This is a genomic window from Vibrio sp. Vb1127 (genome assembly GCF_033338735.1).
In the GTDB taxonomy this organism is placed as follows: domain Bacteria; phylum Pseudomonadota; class Gammaproteobacteria; order Enterobacterales; family Vibrionaceae; genus Vibrio; species Vibrio alginolyticus.
On record NZ_JAWOTF010000005.1, the window covers coordinates 170,613 to 188,104 of the forward strand.

15 protein-coding genes and 1 pseudogene are annotated in these 17,492 nt (G+C 45.1%); 13 read left to right on the top strand and 3 right to left on the bottom strand.

Translation table 11 applies throughout. The annotated features are described in order from the left end of the window. Nucleotides 1-72 precede the first annotated feature (72 nt). On the bottom strand, nt 73-987 hold the full coding sequence (locus R7H07_RS09845; protein ID WP_206958977.1) for a chemotaxis protein: 915 nt from the start codon (nt 985-987) through the stop codon (nt 73-75). Between the two features lie 214 nt (nt 988-1,201). Here R7H07_RS09845 and ppiC point away from each other — a divergent pair, with 214 nt between their 5' ends. From ppiC to R7H07_RS09875, 6 genes are all read left to right on the top strand, one after another. Further along, on the top strand, nt 1,202-1,543 hold the full coding sequence (gene ppiC / locus R7H07_RS09850) for a peptidylprolyl isomerase PpiC (protein ID WP_081007916.1): 342 nt from the start codon (nt 1,202-1,204) through the stop codon (nt 1,541-1,543). 343 nt (nt 1,544-1,886) lie between these two features. Then, nucleotides 1,887-3,191, top strand: coding sequence for an MATE family efflux transporter (locus R7H07_RS09855; protein ID WP_206958975.1), 1,305 nt, complete (start codon nt 1,887-1,889; stop codon nt 3,189-3,191). 172 nt (nt 3,192-3,363) lie between these two features. Next, nucleotides 3,364-4,125, top strand: a complete 762-nt coding sequence (locus tag R7H07_RS09860; RefSeq protein WP_081008274.1) for an ATP-binding cassette domain-containing protein — start codon at nt 3,364-3,366, stop codon at nt 4,123-4,125. A 20-nt stretch (nt 4,126-4,145) separates the two neighbouring features. Then, a complete protein-coding gene (locus R7H07_RS09865) occupies nt 4,146-4,994 on the top strand; it encodes an ABC transporter ATP-binding protein (RefSeq protein ID WP_054577077.1) in 849 nt (282 codons plus the stop codon). Further along, nucleotides 4,984-6,498, top strand: a complete 1,515-nt coding sequence (locus tag R7H07_RS09870; protein WP_054578660.1) for an ABC transporter substrate-binding protein — start codon at nt 4,984-4,986, stop codon at nt 6,496-6,498. The genes R7H07_RS09865 and R7H07_RS09870 overlap by 11 nt, the downstream gene beginning before the upstream one ends. Nucleotides 6,499-6,502: 4 nt before the next feature. Continuing rightward, entirely contained in the window at nt 6,503-8,257 is a 1,755-nt protein-coding gene (locus R7H07_RS09875) for an ABC transporter permease subunit (protein WP_405537427.1), read from the top strand. Between the two features lie 178 nt (nt 8,258-8,435). On the opposite strand, the gene R7H07_RS09880 is transcribed toward R7H07_RS09875, so the two are convergent. After that, on the bottom strand, nt 8,436-9,194 hold the full coding sequence (locus tag R7H07_RS09880) for a DeoR/GlpR family DNA-binding transcription regulator (protein WP_005375354.1): 759 nt from the start codon (nt 9,192-9,194) through the stop codon (nt 8,436-8,438). A gap of 274 nt (nt 9,195-9,468) precedes the next feature. Between R7H07_RS09880 and ltnD the strand changes: the two genes are divergently transcribed. The 6 genes from ltnD (at nt 9,469) to R7H07_RS09910 (ending at nt 15,608) form a co-directional block, all read left to right on the top strand. Beyond that, entirely contained in the window at nt 9,469-10,377 is a 909-nt protein-coding gene (ltnD, locus tag R7H07_RS09885) for an L-threonate dehydrogenase (RefSeq protein ID WP_005375356.1), read from the top strand. Between the two features lie 25 nt (nt 10,378-10,402). After that, nucleotides 10,403-11,659 carry a 3-oxo-tetronate kinase gene (otnK, locus tag R7H07_RS09890; protein WP_005375358.1) on the top strand — a complete coding sequence of 419 codons (1,257 nt, stop codon included), beginning with the start codon at nt 10,403-10,405 and terminating at the stop codon, nt 11,657-11,659. An 11-nt stretch (nt 11,660-11,670) separates the two neighbouring features. Then, nucleotides 11,671-12,318, top strand: a complete 648-nt coding sequence (locus tag R7H07_RS09895) for an aldolase (RefSeq protein WP_005385078.1) — start codon at nt 11,671-11,673, stop codon at nt 12,316-12,318. Continuing rightward, entirely contained in the window at nt 12,318-13,094 is a 777-nt protein-coding gene (gene otnI, locus R7H07_RS09900; RefSeq protein ID WP_005375365.1) for a 2-oxo-tetronate isomerase, read from the top strand. The genes R7H07_RS09895 and otnI overlap by 1 nt, the downstream gene beginning before the upstream one ends. Nucleotides 13,095-13,155: 61 nt before the next feature. Then, nucleotides 13,156-14,115: a D-erythronate dehydrogenase gene (gene denD, locus R7H07_RS09905; RefSeq protein WP_005375367.1), complete on the top strand. Its 960-nt coding sequence runs from the start codon at nt 13,156-13,158 to the stop codon at nt 14,113-14,115. After that, nucleotides 14,115-15,608, top strand: a complete 1,494-nt coding sequence (locus R7H07_RS09910; RefSeq protein WP_005375369.1) for a GntP family permease — start codon at nt 14,115-14,117, stop codon at nt 15,606-15,608. The genes denD and R7H07_RS09910 overlap by 1 nt, the downstream gene beginning before the upstream one ends. A 266-nt stretch (nt 15,609-15,874) precedes the next feature. Here R7H07_RS09910 and rcnR read toward each other — a convergent pair whose 3' ends face one another. Then, a complete protein-coding gene (rcnR, locus tag R7H07_RS09915) occupies nt 15,875-16,147 on the bottom strand; it encodes a Ni(II)/Co(II)-binding transcriptional repressor RcnR (RefSeq protein ID WP_005375370.1) in 273 nt (90 codons plus the stop codon). Nucleotides 16,148-16,282: 135 nt separating this feature from the next. Here rcnR and R7H07_RS09920 point away from each other — a divergent pair. Beyond that, nucleotides 16,283-17,358 (top strand): annotated as a pseudogene (locus R7H07_RS09920) (nickel/cobalt efflux protein RcnA). Nucleotides 17,359-17,492: the final 134 nt, after the last annotated feature.

The following is a 17,492-nucleotide window of genomic DNA, read 5'->3' on the forward strand; positions in this document are numbered from 1 at the left end:
ATTAGCGGATGTGAGCATCAGGGATAGGACAAGCACTGCATTATATTCTCAAATCAACTCGTCCAATAAGAGTTAAGAAGTCATAGCTTTGGCTTCTAGCTCTTTTGCTCCGCGAAGCATCGCTTCGATTAGTTCTCCTGCATTGAATTTCTCAAGTGCCTCATGCGCGCCAACTTGGTGAGCTCTGTCTACACAGATTTCGCTCGATAACGATGTATGTAAAATGCGGTATGAATGGTTCAGAGAGGAATTATTCTGAACTTCAAATGCTAATTCATAACCGTCTAATCCGGGCATTTCAATATCGCTGACCAGAATATCAATTGGGCGATGAGCCGCAGCGTCACTTTTCATCAGTTCCAATGCACCTAAACCATTTTTACAGATTTGATACCCAATATTGATGCTATCAAGTGCGTCACACAGCTGTTTACGAGCGATGGAAGAGTCATCCACCAATAGAATACTGAGTGCTTTTAGGCGTTCTCGCTCAATATCTGTCAGCATTGGGATCTTTGAATTCTCGTACTGCGGATAAATTTTGGAAAGTAGCAGCTCCACATCCAGCATTTGAACAGTTTTGTCCTCATAGCGAGTAATTCCAGTCACGAAAATATTTTTTCCAGCGCTCGGAGGTGGCGTTTCAATAGCTTTCCAATCGCACTCAATGATCTTCTCTATACTACGAACCATAAACGCAACCACGGTTCGCAAGCAATCTGTCACGATCAAGTAGCAGCTTTTATATTCTTCTTCACTAATAGGACGAAAGCCAACAGCCGCTGACATATCGATCACTGGTACTGTTAAGTTACGTATCGTAACGGTTCCAATGACGTGATGATGCGAGTAAGGGATCTTTGTCGTTGGCATGTACGGGACGATTTCACGGACTTTTAGCGTACCGATAGCGAAACTCTGTTGCAGGGTGAGCTTAAACATCAACATGCCCTGAGATTGATTCGCTTTGCTAACGACTTTTGCCATGAAAATAACCTTATAAATACCACCGAATTGTGTCTAATCTAATCTTATCAGACGAAGGCTTCAACCATCGGAGAGACAAATGTGAGCTTTTTAGACAATCTTTTAGAGAATAGTGATTAACTGAGCAAAACTTGTTTGTATTTTAAACTCATTATGTAGACGATTTTATATTCCTCGTGTATTTGGGCCTTTACCGCTGAGCTATTATTAAGAAATGTTTGGTCTGTTAAAAAGGATTGGGTACACTTGCGCGACCAGAATAGTGAGAGATAGAACAATGGCAAATACAGCAGCCGCATTACATATTCTTGTGAAGCACAAAGAGCAAGCGGAAGACATAATCAAGCAACTGAAAAAAGGCGCAAAGTTTCAGACATTAGCGAAGAAGTATTCAACTTGCCCGTCAGGCAAACGCGGTGGTGACCTTGGTGAATTCCGCCGTGGTCAAATGGTACCTCAATTCGACAAAGTGTGCTTTTCTGGCGAAGTGTTAACGCCGCATTTAGTTAAAACCAAGTTCGGTTGGCATGTTGTGAAGGTGCTTTACAGAACATAAGGCTTGGTATCGACCTAAACATTGTCAGATGAAACCCACAAGCATTAAATATCATCTGTACGGTCTCTTTTCACCAATCACTACCGTTATGACATGGCAGATACATTCTGATCTGCCATGCTCCACCAAACGCTAATCTTTCCAAACTAGAAACTCATTTATATGCAGTTAACTTGGCTTTTCTCATAAGTCGTTATCCTATTTCAAGCTTTGGTATGAGAATACGTTGGCTGGTTGTATCAATTATCAATGCTATTCCTTGCTGGTGAACTTTGGTTCATGTTCGGGCGCCATTCGCATATGATAGCGACCTTATAAAAATTAATCCTGTTCATAATTTAAGATGTCCCTGACTCATAAAGACTATTTTAAAATCGCATTTCCTTTCATCGTTTCTACGGTAACCCAACCATTATTGGGGGCGGTGGACACCGCGGTGATCGGTAAACTCGGTGTGGCTGAGATGATTGGTGGTGTAGCGATCGGCACCGTCATCATGAATACCTTGTATTGGCTGTTTGGCTTCTTCCGCGTCAGTACTACCGGGCAAAGTGCAATCGCATTAGGTAAAAATAGCCCAGAAGATCAAGCGAGCAGCTTATTCCGTCCTTTCGTGCTTTCGCTTTGCCTTGGCTTGATTTTCATTGCGTTGCAGTCCGTGATTTGGATGGGGGCAGAGCTGATTATCTCCCCTGATGCAGTCGTGGCCGAAAACGCGAAGATTTACTTCGATATCATGATCTTTGGTGCACCGTTTGTACTGCTGAACTACACCGTGATTGGTTGGCTGATGGGGCAGGCGAAAGCCAAAGCAACCTTGTTCACGCAAGTGTTTGGTAACGTTCTGAACATCGTGCTGGATATCGTCTTTGTGTTGTACTTTGATATGGGCATTGCTGGTGTTGCGGTGGCGACACTTATCGCGCAAATCTCGACGTTTGTTATTGGTGCGGTGCTGGTGTTGAAAACCTGTCGCTTCCCGCTGTTTGATCACATTCAGACCGCAAAAATGACGCGTAAAGATCTCAAAGTCATTGCGTCTTCCAATATGGATCTGCTGCTTCGTACTGTGTGTCTATTGGTGTTCTTCAACATGATGGCGCGTGTAGGCTCTCAGCTTGGTTCTGATGTGCTTGCTGCGAACGCAATCTTGATGCAAGTGACCTTTATCGTCAGCTACATGTTCGACGGTGTGGCGAATGCGTCGAGCGTCTTTGCCGGTAAAGCGGTAGGGCAGAAGAATCCAACATTGCTTGATAACGTGATTAAGCTAAACACGCAATGGACCGCGGCGTTCGTTCTTGTATTGACCTTGCTGTTGGTGCAGTTCAAACACCAATTAGTGATGTTGTTTACCACCTTGCCAAACCTTGTTGAACTGTATCTAGACATGAGCCCTTGGTTATTGGCATTCCCGTTGGTTGCTGGTTTTGGTCTTACGTTTTACGGCATCTTTACCGGTACAGGGACGACGCGACCAGTGCGTAACTCTACCTTTCTAACCATGGTGTTGTTCTTAGTGACTCAATTTATTGCGGTGCAATATTGGGGCAACCACGGTTTATGGCTGGCATTCACTCTGTTCTACGTTGGGCGCTTTGTCTTCTTGTTCCCATACCTCGAACAAGTCAAACAAAAGTGTCAGTAATTCACACTGTCACAAACGACCTAATTTAGATGTTCTTATAACAAGGGTGGAGCCATCTGCCCTTGTTGATAAATCTGAAAAAGGTGATGAAATAACCCCTCCGACTGGTTTCCTTGCTTTAACCCGCATGATATTATTTGTGATGTTATATTATTACATTTAGTTTGATGCCGTGATTTCTCAACCAGTACTCTCCGTTAATAATCTCAGCCTTACAGACTCAGAACGCACACTCTTCAAAGACATTTCTTTTGAGCTGTTTCAAGGTGAAGCTCTTGCCATTATGGGACCTTCCGGCATTGGTAAATCCATGTTGTCGAAAGCCGTCGCAGGTTTTTTGCCGTCAGATATTTGGGTAGACGGAAGTATCCAGCTTAACAGCAGTGAAGTCGCACAAACTGCCATGCTGCAACGGAGTCAATCACAGCGTCCCGCGGTCATTTTCCAAGATGCACTTAAAGCGCTGAATCCATTGGCGTCTGTCGAACAACAACTGTGTTTGGCATTGACGGGCAACAAAACACGCTTGTCTTCAGCAAACCGAGAAACGGTGACGACCTTGTTGTCTCAACTCGGATTTGCGGATCCAAAAGCAGCATTAGCGCAGCATCCAAGTCAGCTATCTGGTGGTCAACGTCAGCGTATTTGTATTGCCATTGCATTGCTTGGTAGTGCCAACTTGATCATCGCTGATGAGCCCACCAGTGCGCTCGATCCAATCACCGAAGCGGAGATCCTTGAGTTGTTCCGCTGCAGTGTTCAGCAACGCAGCATCAGTGGTTTGTTGATCACGCACGATCTGTCTGCGGCTTTGGCGTGTGACAAAGTCTTGGTGATTGCGGACAACACCATGGTGGCTTATGGCGCACCGTGGCAAGCCATTCAGCAAAGTTCGCATCCTTTCTGCCAACAACTTGCGCAACTGCTGCCTTAACCTCATCTCTGGAGCCTATTTTGACTAAGCACAACTTGAGCGGGCACACACAGCCTAAATCGGCGGAAGTTCGCTTTGAGCAAGCCAGTGTTCACTATTACTCCAAACCAAGTTGGTTAGGGGGCAAACCGTTCAAAGCGCTCGAACAATTGGATCTTGCCATCGACACAAAGAACATTGCGATTGTTGGTCCTTCTGGTGCGGGTAAATCGACTTTGATTGAGCTTCTGTTTGGTCTTCGTAAACCCACATCTGGTGAAGTGTATGTGTGTGGTTATCCGTTATCGCGTAGCTCGGCTAAGCAGCGACAAGAGTTGTGTCAGCACATTCAGCTGATCCCACAAGAGCCGCAATCGAGCTTGAATCCGTACTACACCGTTCGCCAGATCTTACTGGAGCCGCTAAGCAATATTGGTTTAACGCAAGAGCTTAACGAGAAGGTGGAAAAGGTTTTGGCGGATGTCGGTTTAGATCTCACATTGTTAGATCGTAACCCGCAGCAATTATCAGTTGGGCAAGCCCAACGTGTGGCTATCGCTAGAGCTTTGATTGTCGAGCCTTGTGTGTTGGTTGCCGATGAGCCAACCAGCAGCCTAGACCCCGTCAGTCGTAAACAGGTTCTTGACCTGTTGGCAGGCATTCAAAAGAGTCGTCAGATGCGCCTGATTTTGGTGACGCATGACCTCGATGCGGCACAAACCCTATGCGATGAAATCCTAGTGTTAGACAAAGGACGTGTTGTCGAGCACGGCACAGCACAGAACGTGACAAATAACCCATCACACTTGATCACGAGAGCCTTGATGAGCGCTCAACACAAAAGTAATGAATTCACAAAAACCATTGGAGAGGTTTCTTATGCACCTTAGTACTCCCAAGTTAGCTTTGTCGCTGGCTTTAAGCGCACTGCTGACGGGTTGTTTTGACTCTGGCGAAAGCAAGCCAGAAGCGGAAAAAGCAGCTGCACCGCAAGCAGCGGAAATTCGCGTTGCGATGATGCAACCACCACGCACAGGTTTGTCACCACTTTCAGATGACGCGTTCAAACTGTCACGTTGGAGCACAGCAGAAACGCTAGTGAACTTAAACGATCAGTCGGTAGCAGAGCCTATGCTGGCAACAGAGTGGGAACAAGTTGATCCGATGACGTGGCAATTTACGGTACGTAAGGGCGTGGAATTCCACGATGGTTCTGACCTTGATGCCAACGCGGTTGTGAACTCTCTACAAAAAGCATTAGATGCCGCACCAAAGCCACGCATTTTGGATGGTATCGAATGGCAAGTTCGCGCATTGGACGACTTCACTGTTGAAATCAAAACGACCTTTAACGATCCATTGTTGCCAAGCCGTCTATCTAGCCCACAGTTAGCGATCCTTTCTGGTGCTGCATATCAAGAAAACGGTCGTGTTGTGCCAATCAATGCGGGTACGGGTCCATTCGTTCTGACAGAAATTAACGGTACAACCAGCGCGAAACTGAAGCGTTTTGACGGTTACTGGGGCGAAAAAGCAAAAGTAGACAGTATCTTTGCTGAATACGTACCAAACGGTTTTGCTCGTGCTGCGGCACTACGTACCGGTGAGGCGGATGTAGTTGAAGCGGTTCCTGTTTCGCAAATCGCGATGATGGAATCTTCACAGCTGCACGAAGTTGCAATGCCACGTACCAACACGCTTTACCTAAACAACAAATCAGATGTGTTTAGCCAGTTCGGTTTGCGTAAAGCAGCGGCTCAAGCGGTTAACCGTGAGCAAATCATCAAAACGGTTTACGAGAACCACGCCGATTCAGCGAAAGGTCTGTTAGGTCCAGCATTGGCATGGGCTCAACCAATTCGTGATGCGAACCCTCGTATGGAAACCATGGAAATGCGCCACGCGAACGGTGAGAAGATCACCATCGGTACATTTACCGACCGTGCTGAGTTGCCAGAAGTAGCGGTGCTGCTAAAGCAACAACTTGAAGCGGCTGGCTTTGTGGTTGAGCTAGACGTTCGTGAATACGCACAAATCGAAAACGATGCACTAGCAGGTAAGTTCGATGCGTTCTTGTTGTCACGTGCAACGGTGCTGGATTCTGGTGACCCAGTGGCGTACATGCAAAGTGACTTTAGCTGTAAAGGTTCTTACAACCTAGGTCAGTTCTGCTCTGAAGAAGTGGACGCAGCATTGAAACACGCTGACCGTCAACCATTGGGTGAGAAACGCCAACAAGCGATCATCGAAGCAGAAAGCAAAATCCTTGAGCAATACGCTGTGATTCCACTGCTTCACGAGCGTGTAATCCAAGGTGAGAGTGACCGCGTGAAGAACGCACAACGTGACCCACGTGAGCGTCGCCTGATCGACCAGTTTACTGAGGTGAACTAACTCGATGTCGTCTGTTGCCAACATGCGCTCTCGTTGGAGCGCTTGTATGCCTGAATGGTTTACGCGTTTTTTGTCGCGCTTCCTGTCACTCGGGGTAGTGGTTGTGCTGGTGGGTTTGATGCCGGATATTGCCGGTATCGACCCAAGCCAATCAATCCTCCGTGCCCGTGCGGGTGCTCAACAATTGCTGACGGCAGAAGCTCTGCAAGCCATTCGAGAAGATCTTCAACTTGACCGCAGCGCTGCTGAGCGACTGTGGGATTGGTTGACGCTTGCCATGCAAGGTGACTTAGGTGTCTCTTGGGTGAGCGGGGCGTCCGTCATGGAGAGCGTTCAACAAACCGCAAAAACGTCACTATTACTGATGCTTACAGCGTTAGGTATAGCATTTGTAATGTGCATGGCGAGCGTGCTTTACACCGTGCGTCGTTGGCAACAGAATCGTTTAGACAAGCATCACGACACGCTCAGTTCGGTGTTGGTCTCATTGCCGGAATACGTGATTGCTTCATTGCTGATCATGGTATTTTCCATTTGGTTGGGTTGGTTCCCACCTTATGGTTGGCAAGGCGTGCAAAACCTCTGGCTACCAAGTTTGGCAATGGCATTGCCTGCTGCTGGTTTGTTCGGGCGCTTGCTCAATGACAGCCTCAAGCGTGTATTAGATGAGCCTTGGGTGATCACTTGGTTATCGGCGAACGTCAGTAAGTTCCAAATCTTACGCTTTGCCTTGTGGCGTGCCGTTAGTAACTTGATTCCTCAAATCGCAATGACGGTGATTGGTTTAACCGGCGGCGCGGTTGCTGTGGAACAAGTGTTTTCCATTCCGGGTATAGGACGACTAATCTTAGGCGCAGCGAAATCACAAGATCTGCCGATGCTGCAAGGTGGCTTGTTGGTGTTGCTGGTGTTCTCGATGTTGATCAGCAGTGCGAGCATCTTATTGCAACGCTGGTTACTCGGGCACAGTGTCACAAGTGGCAAGCTGATCAGCAGTCACAGTACGTTCCGTTTTACCCAAAGCACCACCAAACGCATCGTCAGTGCGACAATCTTTGCCTTGCTGATTGGTTGTGCGGGATGGGCGTTAATGCGCGATCCTTATACCATCCAATTTACCCGCCTTGAATCGCCAAGCTTAGCTGCCCCGTTTGGTGCCGATGCGGTTGGTCGAGATCTGCTTGCTCGTGTTGGCGGCGGTATGATGTCGACAATCAAAATGGGCATCATCGCAACGTTCCTAAGTTTAGTGATTGGTTTGTTGCTCGGCTTCGTGACTCGTTATAGCCAAGGCTTAATTGAGATCACCAAAGGTGTTCCATACATTGTGGCGGGTCTGCTGATTGCAGGTCTAACGGGAATGAACCCAAACAGTGCCTTGATTGCGATTGTTATGGTGTCATGGGCACCATTAGCGGCGCACTGTGCGAGCTTGTTGATGGAAGCCAAAGCGCAGCCTTATACGCATCTTGCGCCCATTTGGGGAACCAGTCAGTGGCGAGTACTCCGTTACTACTTGTTGCCTTATGTGCTGCCGCCATTGATTCGTCACGCGTTTCTGCGTTTGCCGTACATTACGCTCAGCCTGACTTCTCTGAGCTTTATCGGACTTGGCGTTAAGCCACCAGAACCTGAATGGGGCTTATTGATTGCAGAGAATCTGCCTTACATCGAGCGCTCACCATTAGGTGTCTTACTACCAATCTCAGGCTTGGTTTTGATGGCAATTGCGGTGAATTTGATTTTTGATGACAAGTGACGAGCAGCGATAAAGCGAAGTGAGCTTCCATATCCCAGATGTAATCAGTAATTTGGTAATTTAGAAAACAAAAGGATGTGTTTTCTGCCAGAAAGTACACAGCACGGTCTATGTATATTGGAAGCACCTATAAATTAACGAGTATAAAAGTTACGCGAACTCAGATATTTAGGTAGTGTTACTCTTTATACACACGTAATCCTTTATCCGTTAATTCTTGAGTGACCACTTCGGATAGGTTTCGATCGGTAATAATTCCGTCCAATTGCTCGATGTCTAATGCATGAAAGCTCGCTATCTGACCGTATTTAGTTGAGTCTGAGATCAGATAATTGGTTTGTGCCGCCTTGATGATTGCTTTTTTAACGAGAACTTTATTTTCATTAGGTGTTGATAAGCCTTTCAAGCTCCAAGATGAAGTCGAAATAAAGGCGATATCAATATTTAGCCCATTCAAGAACTCTGCGACTTTTCCTCCAATGGTGGATTGGTTCTCGCGGTCAATTTTTCCCCCAGTGTGGTAAAGCTCACATTCACTGTGCGTCATAAGGAAAGCAGCAATAGAGAAGTCATTGGTGATCACTAAAAGATCATTACGATTTGCTATTTGATGGGCGATTTCTAGAGAGGTTGTTCCCGCATCCAAGTAAATCGTAGCGTCTTGACCAATTAACGTAGCCGCCAGCTTACCAATTTGAATTTTTTCATCCGCTTGTTGCTCGACCTTCGCATCATGGGAAAGTTCGGAATGTAGAGCTTGAGCGAGTTGCACTCCACCAGAAACAGAAACGACTTTACCTGAGGATTCAAGCTTCACGATATCACGACGAATGGTCATATGTGATACGCCAAGGTGGTCGGTTAAATCTGAAATGCTTAACACTTCTTGATGTGATAACAGGGATAATATGGTTCTTTGACGTTCTGCTGGGATCATAGTTTCACTTCTATATTCTTGTTTTTCAGTATCCTACCAATCTTTTCATTTGTTGTGAATATCTGTGAATTATGTTCTCAACGTTGTAAGAACAGCCTTCGCTTGTGTTAACTGCTCGGAATATCTCTGCCCATAAAGAGGTATATATCACGACATTGTTAATTTGTGTGAAAAAATGTGATTCAAAGCGAGGTCTTAGTATTAATCTTCACATATAATCACATCAACCAAACAAGAATTAACAAAGTTTAATAGACCAGAAGGCATTGTTTTTATGAGTGAAGTTCAATCTGTAGGTGTTATCGGTTTAGGCTCTATGGGAATGGGCGCCGCAAAGTCATGTGTGCGTGCAGGCCTAGATGTCTATGGTTTCGATTTAAATTCTCAAGCGCTTGAAGAGTTAGGTTCATTCGGTGCAAAAGCTGTTTCTACAAATGCAGTTGAGTTTGCAGATAAGCTTGATTCGGTTCTAGTTCTTGTTGTGAACGCAGCTCAAGTTAACACGGTCTTGTTCAAAACCGGTCTTGCTACAGCGCTTAAGCCGAATACGCCAGTAATGGTTTCAGCAACCATCTCAGCAGAAGACGCAAAACAAATTGAAGCGAAATTGGCAGAACACAATCTTGTGATGCTTGATGCACCGGTATCTGGTGGTGCTGCAAAAGCAGAATTAGGTGAGATGACTATTATGGCGTCGGGAGCGCAAAGCACATTTGATGCACTTGAACCAGTACTCAACGCAACGGCAGCTAAAGTCTACAACATCGGTGAAGCGATTGGCCTAGGCGCAACTGTGAAGATTATCCACCAATTGCTAGCAGGTGTTCATATCGCAGCTGGTGCTGAAGCAATGGCATTAGCGGCACGTGCAAACATTCCTCTTGACCTGATGTACGACGTGGTGACGAATGCAGCGGGTAACTCTTGGATGTTTGAGAACCGCATGAAGCATGTAGTTGATGGTGACTACTCCCCTAAATCTATGGTCGACATCTTTGTGAAAGATTTAAACCTCGTATCGGACACAGCAAAAGATCTCAAATTTCCACTTCCTCTATCAAGCACAGCACTAAACATGTTTTTGAGTGCAAGCAATGCTGGTTTTGGGCAGGAGGACGACAGTGCCGTTATCAAGATTTTTGATGGTATTGAGCTTCCAGGTGTAGAAAACAAACAGAAATAAGCGCACGTAAAACGGAGAAAAAATGATGTTATTAGGCGTTATCGCAGACGACTTTACTGGCGCAACAGACATCGCAGGTTTTCTTGTAGAAAACGGCATGCGCACAGTTCAGCTTAACGGTATTCCAAAAGAAGAGATTGATGTAAACGCAGATGCGGTCGTGATCAGTCTTAAATCTCGCTCTTGTCCTGTAGATGAGGCAATCGAGGATTCAGTAGCGGCGCTTAAGTGGCTGCAAGCAAATGGCTGTCAGCAGTTTTACTTCAAGTACTGCTCAACGTTTGACAGCACAGCAGAAGGTAACATTGGTCCTGTAACGGATGCACTGCTTGCAGAGCTAGGTGAAGCGTTCACCATTGTATGCCCATCATTACCAGTGAATGGTCGCACAGTTTACAACGGCCATCTATTTGTATTCCAAGACTTGCTAAGCGACTCAGGTATGCGTAATCACCCTGTGACACCAATGACTGATTCAAGCCTAGTTCGTATGATGGATGCTCAATCTCAAGGCAAATCTGGCCTGGTGAACTTCCAAATAATTGAACAAGGTCCAAAAGCGGTAATTGGGCGCTTTGAAGAGCTAAAAGTACAAGGCAACCGCTATGCAGTGGTTGATGCATTCAATGCAGAGCATCTTGTCACACTTGGTCAAGCGGCGAAGTCTCTAAAACTGGTAACTGGTGGTTCTGGTTTGGCTGCGGGTATTGCTAAGAACTGGATAGAGAACCTTGAAGATCAAAGTGATGCGAAGCAAGAGGGGAACCCTAAAAAGGCACCAACCGTTGTGTTATCTGGATCTTGTTCTGTCATGACCAACCAACAGGTCGCTGTTTACAAAGAAAAAGCGCCACACTTTGCTATTGATGTGAAGGCGTGTCTGACGGAAGAAGATTACTTAAATCAAGTGTTTGATTGGGTCATGACCAACATCGAAAGCGAGTTCGCACCACTGGTTTACGCAACCGCAGATGCAGCGGCGTTAAAAGCGATTCAACAAGAGTTTGGCGCGCATGCTTCAAGTCACGCGGTTGAACAATTCTTTAGCCAACTTGCAGTTAAACTTCAGCAGAACGGTGTGAAAAATTTCATCGTTGCGGGTGGGGAAACCTCAGGGGTTGTAACCCAAAGCCTAGCCGTAAAAGGTTTTCATATCGGTCCTCAAATCGCACCAGGTGTACCTTGGGTGAAGTCACTTGAAGGCGAGCTTTCTTTGGCTCTGAAATCGGGCAACTTCGGCGATGAACACTTCTTTGCCAAAGCACAGTCGTTTTTTGAATAGGTGAGGTTGTGATGAATAAAGAATTGATGACAGAACAACAACTGCGAGAGCAAATGGTCACTATGGCGCGCTCTATGTTTGAACGTGGCTATGCGACTGGCGGCGCTGGCAACCTTTCTCTAAAACTGCCTAATGGACACTTTCTGGCAACGCCAACTGGTTCTTCGTTCGGCCGCTTGATTGCTGAAGAGCTTTCGGTTGTGGATATTGATGGCAACCATATCTCTGGTGAAAAGCCATCAAAAGAAGTCGCTTTTCATCTGGCGATTTATCGAAATAACTCAAAGTGTAATGCGATTGTGCATCTGCATTCTACTTACTTGACGGCGCTTTCTTGTCTTGAAGGTCTAGATCGCGAGAATGCCATCAAAGCTTTTACACCTTACTTTGTAATGCGCATTGGCGAACTGCCAGTGATTCCGTACCTGCGCCCGGGCGACCCTCAGATTGCTGAAGAACTTGCGCAACGGGCTAGTGACTACCGAGCTTTCCTCCTGGCGAACCATGGTCCAGTGATCACGGGTACGGACTTTGAAGATGCAGTGGATAACGCAGAAGAGCTAGAAGAGACAGCGAAGCTAGCGTTCATTCTTAAAGACAGCAACATCCGCTACTTAACGGATACTGAGATTCAAGACCTAAAAGGGAGAGGTAAGTAATGGCTAAATTCGCGGCAAATCTGACAATGTTATTCACAGAAGTTCCTTTTCTAGATCGTTTCGAAAAAGCACACCAAGCGGGCTTCAAAGCGGTGGAATACCTTTTCCCATACGCATTCGAAGCGCAAGAACTAGCAAGCAAGATACAGCAGTTTGGTTTTGAGCAAGCGTTATTCAACATGCCTCCAGGTGATTGGGATGCAGGTGAACGAGGTTTTGCAGCTATTCCGGGGCGTGAGGATGAATTTAAAACGAGCGTCGAGACTGCGCTGATGTACGCCAAGGCACTGAACTGTAAAAAGGTTCACGCTATGTCTGGCATTGTTGATTCACGCTTCACTCGTGATCAGCATATTGAAACCTTTATCTCAAACATTCGTTATGCAGCGGATAAGTTTGCCGAACATGGTGTTGAGCTGATGATTGAGCCACTCAACAATCGCGATGTACCGAACTACTTCGTTGCACATCAACGTGAAGCGGTGGAACTCATCAAACAAGTGGCTCGTCCAAACGTGAAATTGCAGCTCGATCTCTATCACGCACAAATTATGGACGGTGATCTGAGTACGTTGATTCGCGATGTGGCGCCATACACAGGCCATATTCAAATTGCTTCTGTGCCTGAAAGGCACGAACCATCGGAAGGCGAACTGAATTACCCACACCTATTCAATGTTTTGGATGACTCTGGTTACCAAGGCTGGATCGGTTGTGAATACAACCCAAGGCATAGCACGCAGCTGGGCCTTAGTTGGGTTAAACCATACCTATAACAATTTTAATTTCTATCCATAAATAACTTGAAACCAATTACAAAAACAAAGGGTCGTGACTATGAATATTATCATAACTGGAGGGGCGGGTTTTCTCGGAACCCTACTTGCCAAATCACTACTAAAAGAAAACAAAGCTGAAAGTATTACTATTGTCGACATTCAAAAGTCGCGCTTAGAGGGCATTGATGACCGAGTCGTTTCTTTAGTCATGGATATGACAAAGCGAGAAAATATAGACCAAGTTATTACTGCCGAAACGACACACATTTTTCATTTAGCGGCAATTGTATCGAGCCATGCTGAGCAAGATTTTGATTTAGGCGTAGCTGTAAACCTGACGACCACACAGTTATTGCTTGAGCGTTGCCGTAAAGTAAACCCTAATATTCGTTTTACGTTTGCTTCATCTTTAGCTGTATTTGGTGGTGATCTTCCGGAAACGATTACACCAATAACAGCACTTCATCCTCAGTCATCCTACGGGACGCAAAAAGCTATAGGTGAGTTATTGGTGAACGACTATGCCCGTAAAGGCTTTGTTAAAGCTGTATCCGTACGTTTACCGACTATTTGTATTCGCCCTGGGAAACCAAACCTTGCCGCTAGCTCTTTCGTAAGCGGAATTATTCGTGAGCCTTTGAATGCTCAAGAATCAAATTGTCCTGTAGACCCTACGCTAAAACTTTGGATATCGAGCCCGTCTAGAGTGGTGGACAATATTCAATATGCAGGGCTAATGCCTTATGAGCAGTTAAATAATCTGTCCTATAGAACGCTTAATTTACCTGGTATTCAAACTACACCAGCTGAGATGATTCAAACAATGGACACTCTAATGGGTAAACAACTTTCTAATTATATTACCTATGAGCATGATGCGGGTATTGATCGTATTGTGAGTAGTTGGCCACAAAAAATTGATTGTACTAAAGAACTGGAGCTTGGATTTAAATCAGACAGTAATTTCAAGGATGTATTACAACAATTTATTTCTGTTAACAATATGGAGATTGTCTAATGTTACCAACCTCAGTAATTGGACTAATAGTAGCCGTATCAGTCCTTGTTTTTCTTGTATTACGTACAAAAGTACATGTGTTAATTGCGATGTTAATTGCGGCATGTATCGCAGGTATTATTGGTGGGTTAAGTGTTGACGACACGATTGCGACCGTTAGCAAAGGATTTGGTGGAACATTAGGCGGTATAGGGATTGTCATCGGTCTCGGCGTTATGATGGGGGCTATTTTAGAGGCTTCTGGAGCAGGAGAAAGTATTGCCTATAATTTTATAAAGTGGTTAGGAAAAAAGAAAGAAGAGGCCGCTCTTGCTGTAACTGGCTATATTGTTAGCATCCCAATCTTTGTGGATAGCGCGCTTATCATTCTTTATCCAATTGCGAAGTCTTTGTCAAAAACGTCCAATCGCTCGATTTTAACGCTTACGGTTGCTCTGGCGGGCGGCTTGGTCGTAGCGCATCACGCTATTCCGCCGACTCCAGGACCTTTGGGCGTTGCTGGTATCTTTGGTGTCGATCTTGCCAGCATGTTAGGTTTTGGTTTGATGATCGCAGCGCCTTGTGTCATGGGTATTGTTTGGTATGCAAGATGGTTAGAAAAGCAGTTTCCTGAATTCATTCCAACCGAACATTTCTCGAAGTCTAGTGAGCAACTGATTAATGATCACAAAGAGTACATTGCAAGTAAAGAAGCGAAAGACCTACCATCTTTAAGTAAATCTATCGCTCCAATTATTATCCCTATTTTACTTATACTTGCGAAATCAGTGATGGGTTTATTAGAGGGGACTTTCGGTTTCGAAGGGCTGACTGCAACAACATTTGGTCAATTTATCGCTTTTATCGGCAGCCCTACTATTGCACTATCAATAGCGACGTTACTAGCGGTTTACACATTGGGTAATAACCTTACCAAAGAAGAAGCGAATGAAAAGATGGAACAAGGAATCTCCACTTGTGGCATCATTTTGTTAGTAACAGGAGCTGGTGGCGCGTTAGGTGCCGTATTGCGTGAAACGGGTGCGGGCGCAGAGATTGCCAACCAAGTTGCAGGGCTTCCTATTTCTGCGGTTATGATTCCATTTATTATTGCGACGTTAGTTCGTATTATTCAGGGCTCTGGTACAGTCTCCATGATAACCGCTGCTTCTATATCTGCCCCAGTTTTAGTGAATATTCCTGACGTTAACCTTTTATTCGCAGCGACGGCAGCTACGATGGGATCTCTATTTGCTGGCTACTTTAATGACTCGCTATTCCATATTGTTAATCGATTAATGGGGGTGACTGAGGTTAAGAAACAACTCATTATTTGGACTATTCCAACAACAATTGCTTGGGCTATTGGTGGTTCATTAGTCATGATTCTTAACTTATTCTTCGGATCTCATGGTTCAATCTTTGATCCTGTGTTACCACTTGCTGTACTTTTGGGGTGTGTTGCATTTACAAAATCTTACAGCGCTAAGCACGTCGAATTACAAGAGGTATAAAGGTTTACTTGTACTCTTCCATAAAGTAAAAACCTATCACAATATGTATTTTTATCAGATAGTTTAGAGTTTTTTAATAATATGAACGGCCCTATGTTTGGGCCGTTTTAGTTCTTATAAATAAACTATTTAACTTGAACCGATATAGGTTCCATTTTCAACTTAATCAATATGAAATGGAATTTTTATTTCCCGCTTAGTAAGCGATTACCTATAAAGGATCTATTCGAGTTTAACCCTAGTGACTTTACTCTAGCGAAGTAGGGTTACTTTATATAAGAGTCCAGTACTTTTAATACGACTTCCATATCTTTTTCACGTTGAGTTTTGTCTTCCTCAAGTACAACGTGCTCAAGTAAGTGACCTTTAATTACTTCTCGCATCAAACCATTTACTGCTCCCCGAATAGCGGCAATCTGCTGCAACACATCTTGGCATTCATGCTCTTCTTCCAGCATTTTTTTAAGTCCATTCACCTGACCCTGTATTTTACTGACTCGAGTGTTGAGCTTCTTTTGATCTCTGGTTGTATGCGACATGTCTTATCTTCTTTACGTTACGGGCCGAGTTATTCTAACTGATAATGTAGCACTCAATTTATACTGGGGGGTAGTATTTAATACTAGGGGGGAGTATAGTTTGCGATAAATTAGAATCAACAACAGAGAACAACAATGGATTTTGTCGCGTTACTACAACAAGGTAATGGGTGGTTCTTTATTCCCAGTGCCATTTGCTTGGCGCTTTGCATGGTTTAGAACCTGGGCACTCCAAAACGATGATGGCGGCGTTCATTGTCGCGGTGAAAGGAACGGTCAAACAAGCCGTGATGCTAGGTTTAGCTGCCACACTTTCTCACACTGCAATTGTATGGTTAATCGCTGTTGGCGGGATGTATATTAGCCAGAAATTCACCGCTGAAGCGGCTGAACCATGGATGCAACTTATCTCTGGGGTCATTATCGTGACAACCGGCGTATGGATGTTTTGGCGGACATGGAGCGATGAGCGAGCTTGGAACAAAGCTCAGGATCATGCTCGCGACTGGACGACGCAAGTTGTGGATACAGGACATGGGCATGTTTCGCTTTCGATTACACAGGAAGGGGAGCATCACCGTTTCCAATTGCGAACACTCAGCGGTAAACCTTTAACTGCTGAAGGTATCAAGGTTTCGGTATCGAGTGATGGTTATCAACCTGCTGATATCTATCACTTTATAGAGCGTGATGGATACTTGGAATCGGCGTCTTGCATTGAAGTCTCTAATGGACTTTCTGTCACTTTGATCATCGGGCACCATGATCATACCCATGACTTTGATGTACATTTCCGTTCTGGTTCTCATTTAGAAAGCGAAGATAAGGAATATCAAGATGCTCACGAACGCGCTCACGCTTTAGACATTCAAAAACGCTTTGAGAATCGAGACGTGACGAATGGGCAAATTCTGCTGTTTGGATTAACGGGCGGTTTGATTCCATGCCCTGCTGCGGTAACGGTTTTGCTTATCTGTTTGCAGCTTAAGGCAATGACTCTTGGTGCGACTTTAGTTGTGTCATTCAGTATTGGCTTAGCCTTGACTCTGGTTGCTGTTGGCGTTGTGGCAGCAGTGGGCGTGCAAAAAGCGACATCTAAATGGAGCGGTTTGAATGATGTTGCACGTCGAGCTCCTTACTTATCGGGCGTCTTGATCAGTGCAGTTGGTTTGTACATGGGTATGCATGGATACATATCGCTGACAAGTTAAACTCTGTGGTAAAGATTTTTTTCCTTTCTTTTTTATGGGCAATGGCTTCATGCCTGGGTTTGCATATTTTGCTGCCGATTCTTGATTGAGAATCACTCGCTCTGACATCGCTGCCATATCTACAAACCAAGTCA